The sequence below is a fragment of the Micromonospora sp. NPDC000316 genome (assembly GCF_042898885.1).
GTDB lineage: Bacteria > Actinomycetota > Actinomycetes > Mycobacteriales > Micromonosporaceae > Micromonospora.
Map to the genome: position 1 here is coordinate 315,062 of NZ_JBIAZG010000004.1, position 18,856 is coordinate 333,917.

General features: G+C 71.2%; 17 protein-coding genes. 6 read left to right on the forward strand and 11 right to left on the reverse strand.

The annotated features are described in order from the left end of the window. Positions 1 to 3: 3 nt before the first annotated feature. Entirely contained in the window at positions 4 to 777 is a 774-nt protein-coding gene (locus ACFY2Q_RS12350) for a methyltransferase domain-containing protein (protein ID WP_387129594.1), read from the reverse strand. 46 nt (positions 778 to 823) lie between these two features. Between ACFY2Q_RS12350 and ACFY2Q_RS12355 the strand changes: the two genes are divergently transcribed. From ACFY2Q_RS12355 to disA, 4 genes are all read left to right on the forward strand, one after another. Next, a complete protein-coding gene (locus ACFY2Q_RS12355) occupies positions 824 to 1,663 on the forward strand; it encodes a UbiA family prenyltransferase (protein ID WP_387129595.1) in 840 nt (279 codons plus the stop codon). A gap of 139 nt (positions 1,664 to 1,802) precedes the next feature. After that, positions 1,803 to 2,573 (forward strand): hypothetical protein, encoded by a 771-nt coding sequence (locus ACFY2Q_RS12360; protein ID WP_387129596.1) that lies wholly within the window; start codon positions 1,803 to 1,805, stop codon positions 2,571 to 2,573. Positions 2,574 to 2,657: 84 nt separating this feature from the next. Next, positions 2,658 to 4,115 (forward strand): DNA repair protein RadA, encoded by a 1,458-nt coding sequence (gene radA, locus ACFY2Q_RS12365; RefSeq protein ID WP_387129598.1) that lies wholly within the window; start codon positions 2,658 to 2,660, stop codon positions 4,113 to 4,115. Between the two features lie 131 nt (positions 4,116 to 4,246). Beyond that, a complete protein-coding gene (gene disA, locus ACFY2Q_RS12370; RefSeq protein WP_354857469.1) occupies positions 4,247 to 5,428 on the forward strand; it encodes a DNA integrity scanning diadenylate cyclase DisA in 1,182 nt (393 codons plus the stop codon). 6 nt (positions 5,429 to 5,434) lie between these two features. Here the strand turns inward: disA and ACFY2Q_RS12375 are convergent, their stop codons facing one another. From ACFY2Q_RS12375 to ACFY2Q_RS12385, 3 genes are all read right to left on the reverse strand, one after another. Continuing rightward, positions 5,435 to 6,157: a hypothetical protein gene (locus tag ACFY2Q_RS12375; RefSeq protein WP_387129600.1), complete on the reverse strand. Its 723-nt coding sequence runs from the start codon at positions 6,155 to 6,157 to the stop codon at positions 5,435 to 5,437. A 118-nt stretch (positions 6,158 to 6,275) separates the two neighbouring features. Continuing rightward, complete coding sequence (locus tag ACFY2Q_RS12380) at positions 6,276 to 6,833, reverse strand: peptide deformylase (RefSeq protein WP_387129783.1); 558 nt, start codon at positions 6,831 to 6,833, stop codon at positions 6,276 to 6,278. A gap of 32 nt (positions 6,834 to 6,865) precedes the next feature. Beyond that, a complete protein-coding gene (locus ACFY2Q_RS12385; RefSeq protein ID WP_387129602.1) occupies positions 6,866 to 7,378 on the reverse strand; it encodes a glycine cleavage system protein R in 513 nt (170 codons plus the stop codon). Positions 7,379 to 7,474: 96 nt separating this feature from the next. On the opposite strand from ACFY2Q_RS12385, the gene ACFY2Q_RS12390 reads away from it, so the two are divergent. Further along, positions 7,475 to 8,374 (forward strand): A/G-specific adenine glycosylase, encoded by a 900-nt coding sequence (locus ACFY2Q_RS12390; RefSeq protein ID WP_387129604.1) that lies wholly within the window; start codon positions 7,475 to 7,477, stop codon positions 8,372 to 8,374. A gap of 187 nt (positions 8,375 to 8,561) precedes the next feature. Here the strand turns inward: ACFY2Q_RS12390 and ACFY2Q_RS12395 are convergent, their stop codons facing one another. The 3 genes from ACFY2Q_RS12395 to lysS all read right to left on the reverse strand — a co-directional run bounded on the left by ACFY2Q_RS12395 (position 8,562) and on the right by lysS (position 13,584). Continuing rightward, positions 8,562 to 11,105: an ATP-dependent Clp protease ATP-binding subunit gene (locus tag ACFY2Q_RS12395; RefSeq protein ID WP_387129605.1), complete on the reverse strand. Its 2,544-nt coding sequence runs from the start codon at positions 11,103 to 11,105 to the stop codon at positions 8,562 to 8,564. 515 nt (positions 11,106 to 11,620) lie between these two features. After that, the gene (locus ACFY2Q_RS12400; RefSeq protein WP_007466057.1) at positions 11,621 to 11,965 is read right to left on the reverse strand and encodes an Lsr2 family protein; all 345 of its coding nucleotides are present in this window, start codon (positions 11,963 to 11,965) and stop codon (positions 11,621 to 11,623) included. 110 nt (positions 11,966 to 12,075) lie between these two features. After that, positions 12,076 to 13,584 (reverse strand): lysine--tRNA ligase, encoded by a 1,509-nt coding sequence (lysS, locus tag ACFY2Q_RS12405; protein ID WP_387129606.1) that lies wholly within the window; start codon positions 13,582 to 13,584, stop codon positions 12,076 to 12,078. A gap of 90 nt (positions 13,585 to 13,674) precedes the next feature. Between lysS and ACFY2Q_RS12410 the strand changes: the two genes are divergently transcribed. Next, positions 13,675 to 14,412, forward strand: coding sequence for a class I SAM-dependent methyltransferase (locus ACFY2Q_RS12410; RefSeq protein WP_387129607.1), 738 nt, complete (start codon positions 13,675 to 13,677; stop codon positions 14,410 to 14,412). Positions 14,413 to 14,425: 13 nt separating this feature from the next. On the opposite strand, the gene ACFY2Q_RS12415 is transcribed toward ACFY2Q_RS12410, so the two are convergent. The 4 genes from ACFY2Q_RS12415 to ACFY2Q_RS12430 all read right to left on the reverse strand — a co-directional run bounded on the left by ACFY2Q_RS12415 (position 14,426) and on the right by ACFY2Q_RS12430 (position 18,771). Beyond that, positions 14,426 to 15,184, reverse strand: coding sequence for a type III pantothenate kinase (locus tag ACFY2Q_RS12415; protein ID WP_053654741.1), 759 nt, complete (start codon positions 15,182 to 15,184; stop codon positions 14,426 to 14,428). Positions 15,185 to 15,201: 17 nt separating this feature from the next. Continuing rightward, on the reverse strand, positions 15,202 to 16,098 hold the full coding sequence (nadC, locus tag ACFY2Q_RS12420) for a carboxylating nicotinate-nucleotide diphosphorylase (RefSeq protein WP_387129608.1): 897 nt from the start codon (positions 16,096 to 16,098) through the stop codon (positions 15,202 to 15,204). After that, positions 16,095 to 17,789 carry an L-aspartate oxidase gene (locus tag ACFY2Q_RS12425; RefSeq protein ID WP_387129610.1) on the reverse strand — a complete coding sequence of 565 codons (1,695 nt, stop codon included), beginning with the start codon at positions 17,787 to 17,789 and terminating at the stop codon, positions 16,095 to 16,097. The genes nadC and ACFY2Q_RS12425 overlap by 4 nt, the downstream gene beginning before the upstream one ends. Before the next feature lie 85 nt (positions 17,790 to 17,874). Then, positions 17,875 to 18,771: a septum formation family protein gene (locus ACFY2Q_RS12430; protein WP_387129612.1), complete on the reverse strand. Its 897-nt coding sequence runs from the start codon at positions 18,769 to 18,771 to the stop codon at positions 17,875 to 17,877. Positions 18,772 to 18,856: the final 85 nt, after the last annotated feature.

Genomic DNA, 18,856 nt, shown 5'->3' on the forward strand with positions numbered 1-18,856 from the left:
CGACTATCCGTTACGGACCCCCCGGCCCTGGTACAACACGGCGGTAGACCGGGTCGACACGATGCGCGGGGCCCGACCGGCGCGCGCCACACCTGACGCCCGGGGCCCCCGGGCCCGGCGCACCAGCCAGGCGACCAGGCCGCCGACCTGCGGCCGGATGCCCCGCAACCGCAACTCGACGCCGTGTCTGGCGCACTCGGCGACAAGCGCGCGGGCGTCCACGAACAACAGTGGATCGTGGATGCCGCGCGGCACCGCGGGCAGCCGCTCGGCGATCCGCACCGCGACCAGCCGGGCCAGCGCCGTGTCGTTAAGGGTGTCCAGCACCAGCAGACCACCCGGCCGTAGCAGCCGGCACGCCTCGGCCACCGCGCGCCGCCAATCCGGCACATGCTCCAGCAGCTCACCGGCGGAGACCACGTCGGCGCAACCGTCGGGCAGTGGCACCGCGGTGGCATCGCCCTGCACGACCCGCACCCCACGCTCGGCGGCCTGCAGCAGCGCCGAGCGGGTCAGGTCGACACCGACATGGCGGTAGCCCTTGCCGGCCAGGTGCGGCGCGAGCAGCCCGGCGCCGCAGCCCAGGTCGACGAGGATCGCGTCGGGCCGGTCGGCCGGTGGCACGAGCGCCGCGCGGGCCTCGGCCAACCAGTGCAGCATCGCGAACGCGCCGTCCGGCCGCCACCACTCGTCGGCCAGGTCGTCGTACTGGCGTGGATCGTTGCGCGGCAGCACCCGGTGACCGGTGGACGCCTCGGCCGCAGCCACGTCTCGCATGCAACCGAGCGTGGCACGACTGCTCGGTAACGACCAGACTTCCCTTATGTCGTCGAGGGTGTTAGGGCTGGTCAAGGCGAGCCATCCGGAACCGGCCGCAGCGGTGACAACGGTGGCCGGTCTGCTCGCCTGGGGAGTGGGGCACCGACCGGCGGGAATCGTCTCGGTGGTGCTCGCCGTGCTCGCCAGCCAACTCGCCGTCGGCTGGACCAATGACGCGCTGGACGCCGAGCGGGACGCCACAGTGGGACGTACCGACAAGCCGGTCGCCGCTGGCGCGGTGGGCCGACGCGCCACGGCCTGGGCCGCGGCGGCGGCCGCGGTGGCCTGCCCGCTGCTGGCGCTGACCACGAACCCCACTGCGGCGTTCTGGCTCACGGTCGCCCTGGTCTCCGCGCTCCTCTACGACTGGCCGCTCAAGGCCACAGCCTTCTCGGTGCTGCCGTACGCCGTCTCCTTCGGCGCGCTGCCCGCCTTCGTGGTGCTGGGGCTGCCGGGCGAACCGACCCCGCCGGCCTGGCTGCTTGTCGCGGCGGCCTGCCTGGGAGCCGGCGCGCACTTCGCCAATGTGCTGCCCGACCTCGCCGACGACGCCCGGACGGGGGTGCGCGGCCTGCCGCACCGGCTCGGCGCGGCCGGCAGCCGGGTGGCCGCAGCGGGGCTGCTCCTCGCCGCGACCGCGACCCTGGTCCTGGGGCCACCCGGGCCGCCGTCGGCGGTCGGCCTGGCGGCGGTCGGCACGGCCGCCGTGGTGCCGCCACTGAGTTGGTACGCCGGACGCTCGGCGGCCCGCGCCGGCCGGCGACCGGTGTCCGCTTTCCGGGCGGTGATGCTGATAGCCCTCATCGACGTCGTTCTGCTGGTGGCCAGCGGCCGGGTGGTGTGAGGGGCACCCGGGAAGGTGGCATTGCCGGGTCCGTGTGCGGGCCTCGATCAGCTCCAACTACCCTGGAACGCGGTCTGCGCGGGTATGGCCACCGTGCCCGGTGTGCGGCCGGGTGGGGATCGCAACGAGGAGGACCGACGTGACGCGCTCGATCAGGGGTTCCCGACGGGCAGGCCTGCTGCTGGTCGGGATCGCGGCGGCCACCGGCCTGCTGGCGTCCGGATGCGGCACCGGCCAGGTCGCCGAGACCGCGCTGAAGGAGCCGTCGGTCCAGGGCGTCAGCCTCACCACCGCCAACGGCGCGTACGCGGTACGCGGCCTGCTTGTCGACTACCCCGGCACCGAGGGCTACAAGGCCGGCCAGGACGCGCTGCTCAACGCCGTGATCTACAACGACTCGAAGAGCACCGTGACGGTCACCGTCACCACGGAGAGCGCCCGCGAGCTGGTGATCTCGAGCGGTTCGGCAAGCGCGACGCCGTCCGCCGAGGCGTCGGGCTCCGCCAGCCCGTCGGCCTCCGCCAGCCCGTCGACCTCCGAATCCGGCTCGCCCAGCCCGTCGGCGACCCCGTCCGGCACCGGGTCGTCGTCGGCAACCCCGTCCGCCCCGGAATCGGCGCGGGCATCGGGCTCGGCCAGCCCCGCCGCGCCGGGCCAGCCGGCCCGGATCGAGCTGGCCCCGCAGAGCTACCTCCAGCTCAACTCGGAGGCCACCAGTCAACTCCGGCTGATCGGCCTGAACGAGGCCCTGCGCAGCGGGCAGAACATCGTCGTGACGTTCGACTTCGGCAACGGCAACACGGTCACCAGCCCGGTGCCGATCGCGGTGCCGCTCACCGCCCCGCCGGTTCCGTCGCCGATCATCGAGCGCCTGGGCGGCCACGACGAGGGTGGCACGACCCACGAGTGATCGACCTTCACATCGACAAACACCCCGGCGTGGTGACCACCACGCCGGGGTGTTTTCGTCGCACCGGAGCGCTAGCGTCCTGATGTGACCACCTCCCGATCGACCCCTTCGCGCGGCAGCTCCGCCGGTGCCGCCCGTGGCCGGTCCGCCGCCCGCGACCCGCGTCCGGCCTACCAGTGCGACGCGTGCGGGCACCAGCCGCCCAAGTGGGTGGGGCGCTGCCCGGAGTGCGGCGAGTGGGGTGCGGTGGTCGAGAGCACGGTGACCGGCCCGACCGTCTCCGGTCGGGTGGTCAGCTCCCGGATACCGACCGAGCCGGCCCGGCCGATCGCCACCATCAGCGCCGCTCCGGCACGTGCCCGGCCGACCGGCGTCAGCGAGCTCGACCGGGTGCTCGGCGGCGGGCTGGTCCCCGGCGCGGTGGTGCTGCTCGCGGGCGAGCCCGGCGTGGGCAAGTCGACACTCCTGCTCGATGTGGCGCAGCAGTGGGCCGTCGGCGCCGGCAGCCCCTCGCTCGTGGTCAGCGGGGAAGAGTCGGTCAGTCAGGTGCGGTTGCGCGCCGAGCGGATGGGCACACTGCACGACCGGCTCTACCTGGCGGCCGAGAGTGACCTGGCGGCGGTGCTCGGGCACCTCGACGCGGTAAAGCCCGGCCTGCTGGTGCTCGACTCGGTGCAGACCATCTCCACCACCGGCACCGAAGGGGTGCCGGGCGGGGTGACGCAGGTCCGCGCGGTCACCGCCGCCCTGGTGTCGGTCGCCAAGGAGCGGGGCATCGCCACAGTGCTGGTCGGGCACGTCACCAAGGACGGCCAGGTGGCCGGGCCCCGGGTGCTTGAGCACCTTGTCGACGTGGTGCTGCACTTCGAGGGCGACAAGCACTCCTCGCTGCGACTGGTGCGCGGCGTCAAGAACCGGTTCGGCGCTGCCGACGAGGTCGGCTGCTTCGAGATGCACGAGGGTGGCATCAGCAGCCTTGCCGACCCGTCCGGTCTGTTCCTGACCCGCTACTCAGAGCCCGTCCCCGGCACCTGCGTGACCGTGGCGATGGAGGGGCGGCGGGCACTTGTCACCGAGGTGCAGGCGCTTATCGGCGCGACCGTGGCCGGCTCGCCCCGGCGGACGGTCTCCGGCCTCGACTCGGCCCGCCTGGCCATGGTGCTCGCGGTGCTGCAACGGCGCACCGAGCGGTTGACGCTTCACGACCGGGAGGTCTTCGCGGCCACGGTGGGCGGCATCCGGGTGGTGGAGCCCGCGGCCGACCTGGCCGTCGCGTTGGCTGTCGCGTCCGGCGGGCTCAACCTGGCCATCGCGCCGCACCTCGTGGCGATCGGTGAGGTGGGCCTGACCGGTGAGGTGCGCCGGGTCGGTGCGGTGCCACGCCGGCTGGCCGAGGCGGCCCGGCTGGGCTTCAAGGTCGCCCTGGTCCCCCCGGGTTGCGGCCCGACAAGCACCGGCGCCGGGCCCGAGCAGATGAAGGTGACCGAGGTCACTGACGTCCGCTCGGCACTGCACCATGCGGCTCGCGCGTCCGCCGAGTGACCCACCGTGCCGACGCGGACGGCCATATCGGACAACACGGCGCCAGCGGAAATGCTCGGAAGGGGCAGCATCGTGACACATCACAGTAACCACGACAGCACCCACCGCACGGCAGTCCGTAGACTGTGCCCGTGCCGATCGACCGCGATACCACCAAGCCTGCCGGCGCGCCGCCCCAGGCCCGCACCGGCGCCGTGGGCTCGCCAGCCCGCCCGATCAGCGTGAGCGTGACCACCGCTGCCGGCAGCGCCGGTGACCCGCTGCGGGCAAACCTCGCCTTGATGGCACCCGGCACCGCGCTGCGGGACGGGCTGGAGCGCATCCTGCGCGGGCGTACGGGCGCGCTCATCGTGCTCGGTTACGACAAGGTCGTCGAGGGCCTCTGCACCGGCGGCTTCCCGCTTGACGTGGAGTTCTCCGCGACCCGGGTCCGCGAGCTGTGCAAGATGGATGGTGCCGTGGTGCTGTCAAGCGACGGCACCCGCATCGTCCGGGCGGCAGTGCACCTCATGCCCGACCCGTCCATCCCGACCGAGGAGTCCGGCACCCGGCACCGCACCGCCGAGCGGGTGGCCCGGCAGACCGGCTACCCGGTCATCTCGGTCAGCCAGTCCATGCGGATCATCAGCCTCTACGTAAACGGTCAGCGGCACGTGCTCGACGACTCGGCGGCGATCCTGTCGCGGGCCAACCAGGCGCTCGCCACCCTGGAGCGCTACAAGCTCCGACTGGACGAGGTCTCCGGCACGCTGTCCGCCCTCGAGATAGAGGATCTGGTCACCGTACGAGACGCGGTGGCCGTGGTGCAGCGACTGGAGATGGTTCGCCGGATCGCCGACGAGATCGCCGGTTACGTGGTCGAGCTGGGCACCGACGGCCGCCTCCTCGCCCTCCAACTCGACGAGCTGATGGCCGGCGTGGACGCCGACCGCACGCTTGTCATCCGGGACTACCTGCCCGTCGGCCGCAAGTCCCGCACCCTCGATGAGGCGCTTGTCGAGCTCGACCTGCTCGGCGCCACCGAGCTCATCGACCTGGTGTCGGTCGCCAAGGCGATCGGCTACCCGGCCGCGTCCGACGCGTTGGACGCCGCCGTCAGCCCGCGCGGCTTCCGGCTGCTGGCCAAGGTGCCCCGCCTGCCGGTGGCCGTGGTCGACCGCCTGGTGCTGCACTTCGGCAGCCTCCAGCGACTGCTGGGCGCGACAGTGGAGGATCTGCAGGCCGTCGAGGGGGTGGGCGACGCCCGCGCCCGGGGCGTCCGGGAAGGGCTGTCCCGGCTCGCCGAGGCATCCATCCTGGAGCGGTACGTCTGATCCGGCTCAGCCGGTAACGGTGATCTTCACGGCTGGGCTGAGCTTGGTGCCGACCCGGGCGAACACCTGGTATGTCCCCGCCTGCGGGAACGGCCCCGCGGCCAGCCCATTGCCGTCGCATCGGGTGGCGTCCCGACCGTTCCAACCCACCTGGTAGGAGCGCTCGAAGTTCGGCGTGAAGGTCTGCACGTCCGAGCCCTGGACCTTGCCGCAGGTGTCCGAGGACCACACCTTCTCGGCACCGGACTTGATGAAGATCTCCTGGAGATCGGCGCCGACGTTGCGGCTGCACGTCCGGTTCGAGGTGTTCTTGATCTTCAACTGGAGGTCGACCACCGCCCCGCGCTGCACCGAGGTCGGCCGCGCCACCGCGGTCACACTGATCTCCGCGTCGGTGCAGGTGCTGTCGTCCGCCGACCCGGCCGAGCCCGGCGGCGGATTGTTGCTGGTGATCTCGGGGGTCGGCTCCGTGGCTTCCGGTGCGGCCGACTCGGACGCCGGCGGCTCCCCGGTTTGCGGAGTCAGCACCGGCCCGGCCGGCCCCGGGCTCGCGGCTGGCGAACTCGCGGTAGGCGTCGGCGTTGCCCCCGCCTCCGTTCGCCCGCCGGAACGACCCGATCCGGTGCAGGAATAGAGCAGGACAATCAGGAAGAGAAGCCCCGCTCCGAGTACGACGGCGCGACGCCGCCAGTACACGGCGGGTGGCAGGGGGCCGACCGTCAGACGCATGATGCCCCCCACCGTAGCCGCGCCGCACCCGCCAGCCCGGCACGACGCGCCGTAACCCCACTCCGATGACCCAGCAACCCTCCACTAGGGACGGAGTCGCCGGTCGTCCACGGCCCGATCAGAGATAGACCTTTCGCTGGTAGACGGCATGTGCGCCGGCCACCCGATCCAGGAAGAGCAGACCCGCGCAGTGGTCGATCTCGTGCTGCAACGCCCGTGCCTCGAAACCGTCGGTCACCAACCGGACCGCCGCGCCGCTGCCCGGCAGATCACCCTCCACGACCAGCCGGCTGGCCCGCTTCACATCCCCGGTCAGGTCCGGCACCGACATGCACCCCTCTCGGCCCGGCTTCCACCTCGTCGCCTCGACGACCCGGGCGTTGCAGAGCACGAACGTGCCGTGCACAGTGACCGCCTTCGAATGCCCTGTCACATCGACGGCGAAGACCCGAGCGCCCACGCCGATCTGCGGCGCGGCCAAACCCACGCAGCCCGGCGAGACCCGCATGGTGGCCACCAGGTCGGCGGCCAGCCGGACGGTCTCTTCAGCCGTCGGATCGACGTCACCCCCGACCTGGCTCAACACCGGGTGCGGGGCCGACACGACGGGCCGCACCTCACCCGGCACCGCCAACGACTCAGGTGTCCAGTCACCCAGGCCGGTGTACGTCTCCAGGTCCTGGCCGTCGCCCGGCCTCTGCTCGCCGCTCACAGCAGATCCGGGTCCGCCGGACGGAGCGTGACCCCCACGCCCAACTCGGCGGCAGTTCGTTGCAGCCGCTCGATCAGCGTGTCGGCGACACCGGCCGGCAACTCGACCTCAGCCAGCACCACATAGAGCGAACCCGCCAACCGGGTGCTCAGGTCGGTGACGTTTCCACCGGCGTCCACAAGCACCCGGGTCATGGCCGCGACGATGCCCATCCGGTCCGATCCGTGCACCGCCATCACGTATGGCTCGCCGGCTGGGGCAACCTCCCGGTCGGGCGTGACAGCGCGTACGGTCGCCAGCAGCTGGCCCTCGGCGGTCAGGGCCTCCAGCGCCACCTCGACCTCGGCGGCGGCCGGCCCCGTGCAGATGAGGGTCATCGCGAAATGCCCCCGCAGGCGGGTCATCGTGCTGTCGGTGAGGTTGGCGCCCAACCGGGCCAGGACCTCGGCGACGTCGGCCACGATGCCCGGCCGGTCCCGGCCGATGACGGTGATCGCGAGCTCGTTCATCCGCGCATTCTGCCCGATCCGCCCACAGTCGCGGCGGCGCCCCACCCGAGCCGCCCATCCAGCGGGAACGCATCGCGTGACATCATCGACGGCGCCATGACTCAACCCGATTTCGCCGCACTGGTCAGCCGATGGTTCCAAGAGCACGCCCGTGACCTGCCGTGGCGCGAGCCCGGGGTCACACCGTGGGCCATCCTGGTCAGCGAGGTCATGCTCCAGCAGACGCCTGTGGTCCGGGTCGTCCCGGCCTGGCACGCCTGGCTGGCCCGCTGGCCGGAGCCGGCCGCGCTGGCTGCGGACACACCCGCCGAGGCCATCCGGATGTGGGGACGCCTCGGCTATCCCCGTCGGGCCGTCCGGCTGCGGGAGTGCGCGGTCGCCATGGTGGATCGGCACGGCGGCCAGGTGCCGGACCGACTGGATCAGCTCCTGGCGCTGCCCGGGGTGGGCACGTACACGGCTCGGGCGGTGGCCGCGTTCGCATTCGGGCAGCGGCATCCGGTGGTCGACACAAACGTACGGCGGGTGGTCAGCCGGGCCGTGGCCGGCGAACCGGACGCCGGGCCGGTCACCCGCCCGGCCGACCTGGTCGCCACCGAGGAGTTGCTCCCGGCGGAGCCGGCCGCTGCTGCGCTGGCCAGCGCCGCGTTCATGGAGCTGGGCGCGGTGATCTGCACGGCCCGGTCGCCGCGCTGCCCCGCCTGCCCGGTGGAGTCGGTCTGCGCGTGGCGGGCCTCCGGGCAGACCGCACCGGCCGGGCCAACCCGCCGACCCCAGCGGTACGCGGGCACCGACCGGCAGGTACGCGGACTGCTGCTCGGGGTCCTCCGGGAGACCACCGGACCGGTCCCGCACCAGCGGCTGGACCAGGTCTGGACCGATGACGTGCAGCGCGCCCGCGCCCTGGCCGGCCTCGTGCAGGACGGTCTGGTCGAACCGGTCGGCGCCGACTCCTTCCGCCTGGCCGGCGACGGCCCGTCCCTGCCCAGGCCCTGATCGACTCCATATCGCCGATATTGCGGCCTATCGGCATCAGGACACCACCACATCGCCGACACGGAGTCGATCACCGCACGAGGCGGACGCCCCGAAGGCGTGAACGGTGCAGGGCGGGCGGACAGCGAAAAGGGACGGGGCCCCGGTGGCTCGCGCCACCGGGACCCCGTCCCCTTACTGCTGCCTACTACTCGTCCGTGCCGGCGGCGGCGGTGCCAGCGGCGGTGCCACCGAGGTCGGCCGGCACGGCGTCCGGAACCTCGACCGGCTTCTCCGCGCCCCGGAAGACGAGCTTGGACTTGTCGATGTCCTCCGGGTCGCCCTCGCAGTCCACCACGACGATCTGACCGGGGGTCAGCTCGTTGAACAGGATCCGCTCGGAGAGGTTGTCCTCGATGTCGCGCTGGATCGTGCGACGAAGCGGACGGGCACCGAGCACCGGGTCGAAGCCCTTCTTGGACAGGTACTTCTTGGCGTTGTCGGTCAGCTCCAGACCCATGTCCTTGTTGTGCAGCTGCGTCTCGATCCGCCGGATCATGATGTCGACGATCGAGAGGATCTCGTTCTGGCGCAGCTGGTGGAAGACGATTGTGTCGTCGATCCGGTTGAGGAATTCAGGCCGGAAGTGCTGCTTGAGCTCGTCGTTGACCTTCTGCTTCATCCGGTCGTAGGTGGACTCGGAGTCCTCCGACTGCTGGAAGCCCAGCGACACGGCCTTGGCCACGTCGCGGGTGCCCAGGTTGGTGGTCAGGATGATGACCGTGTTCTTGAAGTCCACGATCCGGCCCTGACCGTCGGTGAGCCGACCGTCCTCCAGGATCTGCAGGAGCGTGTTGAACACGTCCGGGTGGGCCTTCTCGATCTCGTCGAAGAGGACCACCGAGAACGGCCGACGGCGCACCTTCTCGGTCAGCTGCCCGCCCTCGTCGTAGCCGACGTAGCCGGGAGGGGCACCCACGAGCCGGGAGACCGTGTAACGGTCGTGGAACTCGGACATGTCCAGCTGGATGAGGGCGTCCTCGCTGCCGAACAGGAACTCGGCGAGCGCCTTGGACAGCTCGGTCTTACCCACACCGGACGGGCCGGCGAAGATGAACGAGCCCGACGGGCGCTTCGGGTCCTTCAGGCCGGCCCGGGTACGCCGGATCGCCTTCGAAACCGCCTTGACCGCGTCCTCCTGGCCGATGACGCGCTTGTGCAGCTCGTCCTCCATGCGCAGCAGGCGCGAGGTCTCCTCCTCGGTCAGCTTGTAGACCGGGATGCCTGTCCAGTTGCCGAGAACCTCGGCGATCTGCTCGTCGTCGACCTCGCTGACGACGTCCAGGTCACCGGCCTTCCACTCCTTCTCCCGCTGCGCCTTCTGACCGAGGAGCTGCTTCTCCTTGTCACGCAGCTGGGCGGCGCGCTCGAAGTCCTGCGCGTCGATCGCGGACTCCTTGTCGCGACGCACCTGGGCGATGCGCTCGTCGAAGTCACGCAGGTCTGGCGGCGCGGTCATCCGACGGATCCGCATCCGCGCGCCGGCCTCGTCGATCAGGTCGATCGCCTTGTCCGGAAGGAAGCGGTCGGAGATGTACCTGTCGGCCAGAGTCGCGGCAGCCACGAGAGCGGCGTCGGTGATGCTCACCCGGTGGTGCGCCTCGTAGCGGTCGCGCAGGCCCTTGAGGATCTCGATGGTGTGGGCCAGCGACGGCTCACCCACCTGGATCGGCTGGAAACGACGCTCAAGCGCGGCGTCCTTCTCCAGGTGCTTGCGGTATTCGTCGAGCGTGGTGGCGCCGATGGTCTGCAGCTCACCACGGGCCAGCATCGGCTTGAGGATGCTCGCCGCGTCGATCGCGCCCTCGGCGGCACCCGCACCCACAAGGGTGTGGATCTCGTCGATGAACAGGATGATGTCGCCGCGCGTGCGGATCTCCTTGAGCACCTTCTTGAGGCGCTCCTCGAAGTCACCGCGGTAGCGGGAACCAGCGACAAGCGCACCGAGGTCGAGCGTGTAGAGCTGCTTGTCCTTCAGAGTCTCGGGCACCTCGCCCTTGATGATCTTCTGGGAAAGCCCCTCCACCACGGCGGTCTTACCGACGCCGGGCTCACCGATCAGGACCGGGTTGTTCTTGGTACGGCGGGAGAGCACCTGCATGACCCGCTCGATTTCCTTCTCGCGCCCGATGACCGGGTCGAGCTTGCCCTCGCGGGCGGCCTGGGTCAGGTTGCGGCCGAACTGGTCCAGCACCAGGCTGGTCGACGGCGCGGCCTCACCCGGGGCGGCGCCAGCGGCAGCCGGCTCCTTGCCCTGGTAGCCGGAGAGCAGCTGGATCACCTGCTGGCGGACCCGGTTGAGGTCGGCGCCGAGCTTGACCAGCACCTGGGCGGCGACGCCCTCGCCCTCGCGGATCAGACCGAGCAGGATGTGCTCAGTGCCGATGTAGTTGTGCCCGAGCTGCAGCGCCTCGCGCAGCGACAGCTCCAGCACCTTCTTGGCCCGCGGCGTGAACGGGATGTGCCCGCTCGGCGCCTGCTGGCCCTGGCCGATGATCTCCTCGACCTGCTGGCGGACGCCCTCCAGGGAGATGCCGAGGCTCTCCAGGGCCTTAGCCGCGACGCCTTCACCTTCGTGGATCAGGCCCAGCAGGATGTGTTCCGTACCGATGTAGTTGTGGTTGAGCATCCGGGCCTCTTCTTGGGCCAGGACGACAACCCGTCGCGCTCGGTCGGTGAACCGCTCGAACATGCCCTCGTGCTCCTCACGTGCCGTGCGCCTTGATGGTCAAGATCTTGGCGGGGCCGGTGCACGAACGTCCAGGACGGGCGTCCGTGCCTCCTTACTCTATCGTCGCTGACCGACTCAGCTGAGGTCGTGTGTCTCTGCTCTGGGTCAGTTCCACGTCGTTTTGCACAACCGTCCGCGCTCAGGAGGTGTTCCGGTACCCCTGTCGCTACGCGCAGAGCGAAATCCGACTGGCGCGACGGGAGCCCTCTCCCGGCCCTCGGAGCGTCTCCGGGGCCCCGCGGAGGGCGGACCGGGCGCCGGCGACGAGCACCACGCACGGCCCTGAGGGAGTTGTCCACAGGCTGCGGATGTCCACTCCACTGGTTGTGGACAACGTCGGCCCGGCCCGAAAGCTTCCCCCGGCCGCGAACCCCGCCGGCACCGCCCCGCTCACACGGCGACGCCGGCCCGGAGAATCTCCGGCCCGGCGTCGGTGTCGCCCTCGGTGGCCCGCCGGCCACCACTTGCTGAACGGATCAGCGCTTGGCGTGATACTCGTCGACGATCTCCTGCGGGATACGACCCCGATCCGAGATGTCCTTACCGGCCTTCTTGGCCCACTCCCGGATCGCCTTGTTCTGCTCCCGGTCGGCGGTCGCGCCACCCCTGCCACGGGCAGCTCGTCCACCGATCACCACGCCGCCGCGACCCACCTTGGTGCCGGCACCGACGTACGGCGCGAATACGTCGCGCAATTTCGCGGCGTTGGCACCGGACAGGTCGATCTCATACTGAACGCCGTCGAGCGCGAACTTGACGGTCTCGTCAGCGTCCCCACCGTCCAGGTCATCGACCAGCTTGTGAATGATTTGCTTGGCCACGTCCCACATTCCTTTCAAGCAGGGTGTCCTGCTAACGAGAGCACAATAACCCCCGCACTGCTCGGCTCGTCAATGGGATGCGGTTGCGACTCGCTGAGAGCCAGCTGTGACTACTCCGGGCGGACCAGCGGGAAGAGGATCGTTTCCCGAATTCCGAGGCCCGTCAGGGCCATCAACAGCCTGTCGATTCCCATTCCCATACCGCCTGCCGGCGGCATTCCGTACTCCATCGCCCGGAGAAAGTCCTCATCGAGGCGCATCGCTTCGTCGTCGCCCCGCGCGGCGAGCTGCGCCTGGGCCAGCAGCCGTTCCCGCTGCACCACCGGGTCGACCAGCTCGGAGTACGCGGTGCCCAGCTCGAAGCCGAGCACGTAGAGGTCCCACTTCTCTGCCAGGCCCGGCTCGGTGCGGTGCGCCCTGGTGAGCGGGCTGGTTTCCTCCGGGTAGTCCCGGACGAAGGTGGGCGCCTGCAGACCGGGAACTACCAACTCCTCGAACAGTTCCTCGGCCAGCTTGCCCGGGCCCCACTTCGGGTCGACGGCCAAACCCACCTTGTCGGCATACTCCACGAGGCGGGACCGTTCGGTACGAACCGTGACCTCCTCGCCGAGCGCCTCGGAAAGGACCCCGAAGAGGGTGACCGAGCGCCACTCGCCGCCGAGGTCGAACTCACGCCCGTCGGCGTGGGTCACCGTCATCGAGCCGCTGACCGCGATCGCCGCCTGTTGCACGAGATTGCGGGTCAACTCGGCCATCGTGTCGTAGTCGCCGTACGCCTGGTAGGTCTCCAGCATCGCGAACTCCGGCGAGTGCGAAGAGTCGACGCCCTCATTACGGAAGTTGCGGTTGATCTCGAAGACGCGATCGACGCCGCCGACCACGGCGCGCTTGAGAAACAGTTCCGGGGCGATTCGCAGATACAGATCGGTGCTCAACGCATTGCTGTGGGTCACGAACGGTCGGGCCGCCGCGCCGCCATGCAACAGTTGCAGCATCGGCGTTTCCACCTCGATGTAACCCTGCCCGTGCAGTGAATCGCGGAGGCTGCGCACCGCCGCGGCGCGGGTACGGACCATCTGCCGGGCCTGCGGCCTGACGATCAGGTCGACGTAGCGCTGCCGGACCCGGGCCTCCTCGGAGAGCGGCTTGTGCGCCACCGGCAGTGGCCGCAGCGCCTTTGCGGTCATCTCCCACCGCTCGGCCAGCACGGACAGCTCACCGCGACGGCTGGTGATCACCTCGCCGGTGACGCCGACGTGGTCACCGAGGTCGACGAGGCGCTTCCAGGCCTCCAGCCGTTCCGCACCGACCCGGTCCAGGGAGAGCATCGCCTGCAACTCGGTGCCGTCACCGTCGCGCAGGGTCGCGAAGCAGAGCTTCCCGGTGTTGCGTACGAAGATCACCCGGCCGGTGACCGAGACCTGGTCGCCGGTCGCGGTGTCCGTGGCCAGGTCGGCGTACTTCGCGCGGATCTCGGCGAGGGTGGTCGTCCGGGAGAAACCGACGGGGTACGGCTCGATGCCCTCGGCGAGCATCCGGTCCCGCTTCTCCCGGCGGACCTTCATCTGCTCGGGAAGGTCGTCGGCGGGGTCCACTGGCACGGCGTTCTGCTCGCTCACGGCACGCTTCCTCGTCACGAAAGATTACGGGGGGTCAAGCCCGAGCGTACTCAAGCGTTCCGGGGGTCGTTACCGGATAACCTGCCCGTCATGGTCGATCACACTCACGCCCTCTCCTTCGGCGCTGCGGCGAGCGACTATGACAGGTTTCGACCCCGTTATCCGGAAGCGGCGGTGCGCTGGGCACTCGACGGGTTGAGCGATGCCCGGGTGGTCGACCTGGGCGCAGGCACGGGCATCCTGACCCGCACCCTGCTGGCCCTGGGTCACGACGTCGTACCCGTCGAGCCGGATCCGGGGATGCGGGCGCAGCTCGCGGACGCCACCCCGGGCACGACAGCCCTCGCGGGCAGCGCCGAGGCCGTGCCGCTGCCCGACGGCGCTGCGGACGCGGTGCTTGTGGGCACGGCCTACCACTGGTTCGACCGGGAGCCCGCGCACGCCGAGATCGCCCGGGTGCTCCGCCCCGGCGGCACGTTCGCGCCGATCTGGAACGTTCGGGACGACCGGCTCGACTGGGTGGCGGAGCTGAGCCGCATCGCCCACGTCGGAGAGCGGTCCGCCAACCTGATCGAGAGCTACACGGACTTCGGCCTCGCCTTCGACACCATCGAGGTCGGCGAGTTCGCCCACCGCAGCACGCTCACCCCCGACGAGGTGCTCGCGATGATCCGCACCCGGTCGTACTGGCTCACCGCGTCCAGCGCGGACCGGCAGCGGGTCGAGCGGGAGCTGCGGCACCTCCTGGACACCCACAGGGACCTGGCCGGGCGCCAGACCGTCGAGCTGCCGTACCGGACGATCGTCCTGCGCGCCCGGCGGCGCTGAGCCCGCGCCGGCGTCAGAGATTGCGGTCGTAGACCATCCGCAGGCCGATCAGCGTGATCATCGGCTCGTGGTGAGTGATGCTGCGGCACTCGTTGATCACCAGGGAGGCGAGGCCGCCGGTGGCGATCACGGCCTTCACCTCGCCCAACTCCTCGGTCATCCGCTCGACGATGCGATCCACCTGCCCGGCGAAGCCGAAGTACAGGCCGGACTGGAGGCACTCCACGGTGTTCTTGCCGATCACCGAGCGAGGCTTGGTCGCCTCCACCTTGCGCAGCTGGGCCGCCCGGGCGGCCAGCGCGTCGAAGGAGATCTCGATGCCCGGGGCGAACGCCCCACCGAGGAACTCGCCCCGACCGCTGATCACGTCGAAGTTGGTGGTCGTGCCGAAGTCCACCACGATCGACGGCCCGCCATAGAGGGTGTACGCGGCAAGCGTGTTCACCACCCGGTCGGCACCCACCTCCTTCGGGTTGTCGATCGCCAACTGCACCCCGGTCCGCACACCGGGCTCGACGATCACGCTCGGCAGGTCGGCGTAGTAGCGGCCGAGCATGGTCCGCAGCGACCGCAGCGCGGCCGGCACTGTGGAGCAGGCGGCCACGCCCGTGATCTCGACGTTGTCCCCGGCGAGCAGGCCCCGGAACTTCAGGCCCAGCTCGTCAGCCGTCGATCGGGCGTCGGTCTTGATCCGCCAGGAGTGCACCAGCTTGTCGCCGTCGAAGGTCGCCAGCACGGTGTTTGTGTTTCCGATGTCGATGCAGAGCAGCACGCACGCAGCCTAGACAACTATTCCGTGCGCAGGTCCAGCGCGATGTCCAGGATCGGCGACGAATGGGTGAGCGCGCCCACCGAAAGGAAGTCGACGCCTGTGGCCGCGTACCGCCCGGCCACCTCCAGGGTCAGCCCGCCGGTCGCCTCCAGCTCCGCCCGGTCACCCACCGCGGTCACCGCCTCGGCCAGCACCTCCGGCGTCATGTTGTCGCAGAGCAGGAACGCCGCACCGGCCTCCACGGCCTCCACCGCCTCGGCGACAGTGGTCACCTCGACCTGCACCGGCACCTCCGGGAACGCCTCCCGGACCCGCCGGTAGGCCGCGGTGATGCCCCCGGCCGCCAGCTTGTGGTTGTCCTTGATCATGGCGACGTCGTAGAGGCCCATGCGCTTGTTGGTGCCCCCACCGGCCCGCACCGCGTACTTCTCCAGCGCCCGCAGGCCCGGCGTCGTCTTGCGGGTGTCCAGCACCATCGCCTTCGTGCCCGCCAGGGCGTCGGCCCAGGCGCGGGTGTGGGTGGCCACGCCGGACATCCGGCACAGCAGGTTGAGCGCCGGCCGCTCGGCCGTCAACAGCAACCGGGTCGGGCCGGTCACCGTCGCCAGCACGTCACCGCGGGCCACCCGCTCACCGTCACGGGCCAACTGCGACACCTCGACGGTACGCCCGAACCCGGTCACCTCGCCGACCAGCTCGAACACGGCGGCGGCAACGGCCAGCCCGGCCAGCACGCCGTCCGCGCGGGCCACCAGGTCGGCGGTGTCGGTCTGGTCCGCCGGGATGGTCGCCACGCTTGTGACGTCGAGGAAATCCGGCCCCAGATCCTCGACAAGCGCGGTCTCGATCACCTGCCGTACCTGTGCCGGATCCAGTCCAGCCGCCCGCAACGCCGCCTGCGTCGACTCTGTCATGAACGTTCCTCCCATAGCTGCGTCAACAGGCCCTGCGCCCCGACCGAGCCGACCAGATGGCCCAGCCACCGCTCGTCGGCCGTCGGGAAGTCCTCCCGCCAGTGGCATCCCCGCGTCTCGGTGCGCGCGTACGCGGCAGCAACAAGCGTCGACGCCACCGTGAGCAGGTTTGTCGCCTCCCAGTCGGCCGTCCGCGGTCGGCCCCGGGCAACGCCCAGCTCGGTAAGCGTCCCCGCCGTGTCGGCGAGCGTCGCGGCGGAGCGGAGCACGCCGGCTCCCCGCGTCATGGCCCGTTGCAGGGTCGGCGTCGCCTCGGCCGGCAACACCCAACCCGTGCCGCCGCGCCAGGCACCGGTGTCCGCCGGCTGAGCCTGCTCGGGCAGACCGGCGGCGATGTCCTCGGCGATCCGCCGGGAGAAGACCAGGCCCTCCAGCAGCGAGTTGCTGGCCAGCCGGTTCGCACCGTGCACACCCGTGCAGGCGACCTCGCCGCAGGCGTACAGGCCGGGGATGGAGGTGCGGCCGCGCAGGTCGGTGCGGACGCCGCCGGACGCGTAGTGCGCGGCCGGGGCCACCGGGATCAGATCGGTGGCCGGGTCCACGCCGATCGCCAGGCAGGACGCCACGATGGTCGGGAACCGTCCCGCCAGGAAGGCCCCACCCAGGTGCCGGGCGTCGAGGAAGACGTGGTCCGCGCCGCTCGCCATCAGCACCCGGTGGATGCCCTTGGCCACCACGTCCCGGGGAGCCAGCTCGGCCAACTCGTGCTGGCCCACCATGAACCGCTTGCCGTCGGAGTCCACCAGGTGCGCGCCCTCGCCGCGCAGCGCCTCGGAGACCAGCGGCTGCTGCGCGTGACCGGCGCCGGGCACCCCCGCGCCGGGCGGGGTGATCAGGGCGGTCGGGTGGAACTGGACGAACTCGACGTCGGTCACCGCCGCGCCGGCCCGCATCGCCAGCGCCACCCCGTCGCCGGTGGAGACCGCCGGGTTGGTGGTGGCCGCGAAGACCTGCCCCATCCCCCCGGTGGCCAGCACCACCGCGCGGGCCAGCAGAGCGCCGACACCGTCCTCGCTGCCCTCGCCAAGCACGTGCAGGGTGATCCCGCAGGCCGGGCCGAGGCCGTCCGGGCCGTCGCCGGGCGCCCGCAGCAGGTCCAGCACCAGGGCGTGCTCCACCAGCCGGATCCACGGGTCACGCTGCACCGCCGCGTGCAGGGCCCGCTGCACCTCGGCGCCTGTCGCGTCGCCACCGGCATGCACGATCCGGTCCGCGCGGTGCCCGCCCTCGCGGGTCAGCATCAGCGAGCCGTCGGGGTGGCGGTCGAACTCGGCGCCGATCCGCATCAGCTCCCGCAGCCGGGTCGGCCCCTCCTCGACCAGCGCCCGGACCGCCGCCGGGTCGCAGAGCCCCACCCCGGCGATCTCGGTGTCCCGGGCGTGCGCCGCCGGGGTGTCCGCCGGGTCGAGCACCGCCGCGATGCCACCCTGCGCCCACCGGGTCGAGCCATCGTCGATGTTGACCTTCGTGACGACCGTGACGTGCAGACCCGCCTCACGCAGGTGCAGCGCGGCGGTCAACCCGGCCACCCCGGAGCCCACCACGATCACGTCGGTGGTCTCCACCCAGCCGGGCGCGGGCGCGGCCAGCTTCGAAGGCAGGGCCGGCAGATCGACTGTCGGAAGGTCCATCCCCACAGTCAACCCGAACCATCCTCGCTCGGGGGCGACGGGGGCGGGACGAGTGGTTTGGGCTACCCCGTCCGACGGACCCTTGTCACTTCGTCCGGATCGGCAGGCCGGCCGGGCCAACGCCCCGCAGGGAGCCGGTCACCGTACGGTCGCTGAGCCACAGGTAGCAGCGGACGCCCCGGTCACCGACCCGCCAGCGCCCCGCACCCGGCGGACGCACCACCACGCCGCTGCGGAACCGCAGGTGGACGTCGTCGGGGACGCCTACGTACCGGCCGAGGACGCTGCGGCAACCGTCATAGAGCGGCACCCAGTCGGCGTCCCGGGCCGGGTACGGCTTGTCCGGTGCACGCCATACCCCGACGAACTCGGCGTCGTGCTGCGTGCCGCACTCCACCGGAACCAGCGTCTGCACACCCGCGCCCGCCCCGCCACGGGTCTGCTGGCAGCCCAACCGCAGCCCGGAGGGCGCCTTCAACGCGTCCCGCAGACTTCCCGACCGGACCACGACGGTGGCCGCCGCCTCGACAGTGGTCAGCTCGGTGAGGTCACACCGGTACCAGCGGGAGCCGGCCGCCCAACCCGTCCCGGAGGGCAGCGCCACCGACAACCGCAGCCGCCCGGCCCGCCAGTCGTCGCCCACGTACCCGGAGGCCCGGGTGTCGCACTCGGCGAACGCGCCGCGCAACTCCGTCGACCCGTTGGCCGGGGCTGCGGCCTGCTCGGCCGGGAACGCCCCCACGTACACGGTCTCCAACCGGTGCGGGTCGGCGCAGTCGATCGGCTGATAGCTGGCGAGGGTGATCACGTCGGCGAAGTCGGCGGCCTGACACACACCGGCGACAGGTGTGAACGCGGTGGCCGGCGGCAGCGCCGCCCAGTCGTCGGTCAGGTCACCGTCCAGGTCACCGGACGCGGCGCAGCCCGCAAGCAGCACCGCCGAGACGGCGGAGGCGAACAGGGTCGTCATGGCACGGCGCATCGCGGCCTCCCCCAGCCACCGACCATCTTCCGACGGCGTGCCAAGGGTAACCGGAAATGACCTTCCGGTGACAGACCGGAATCGC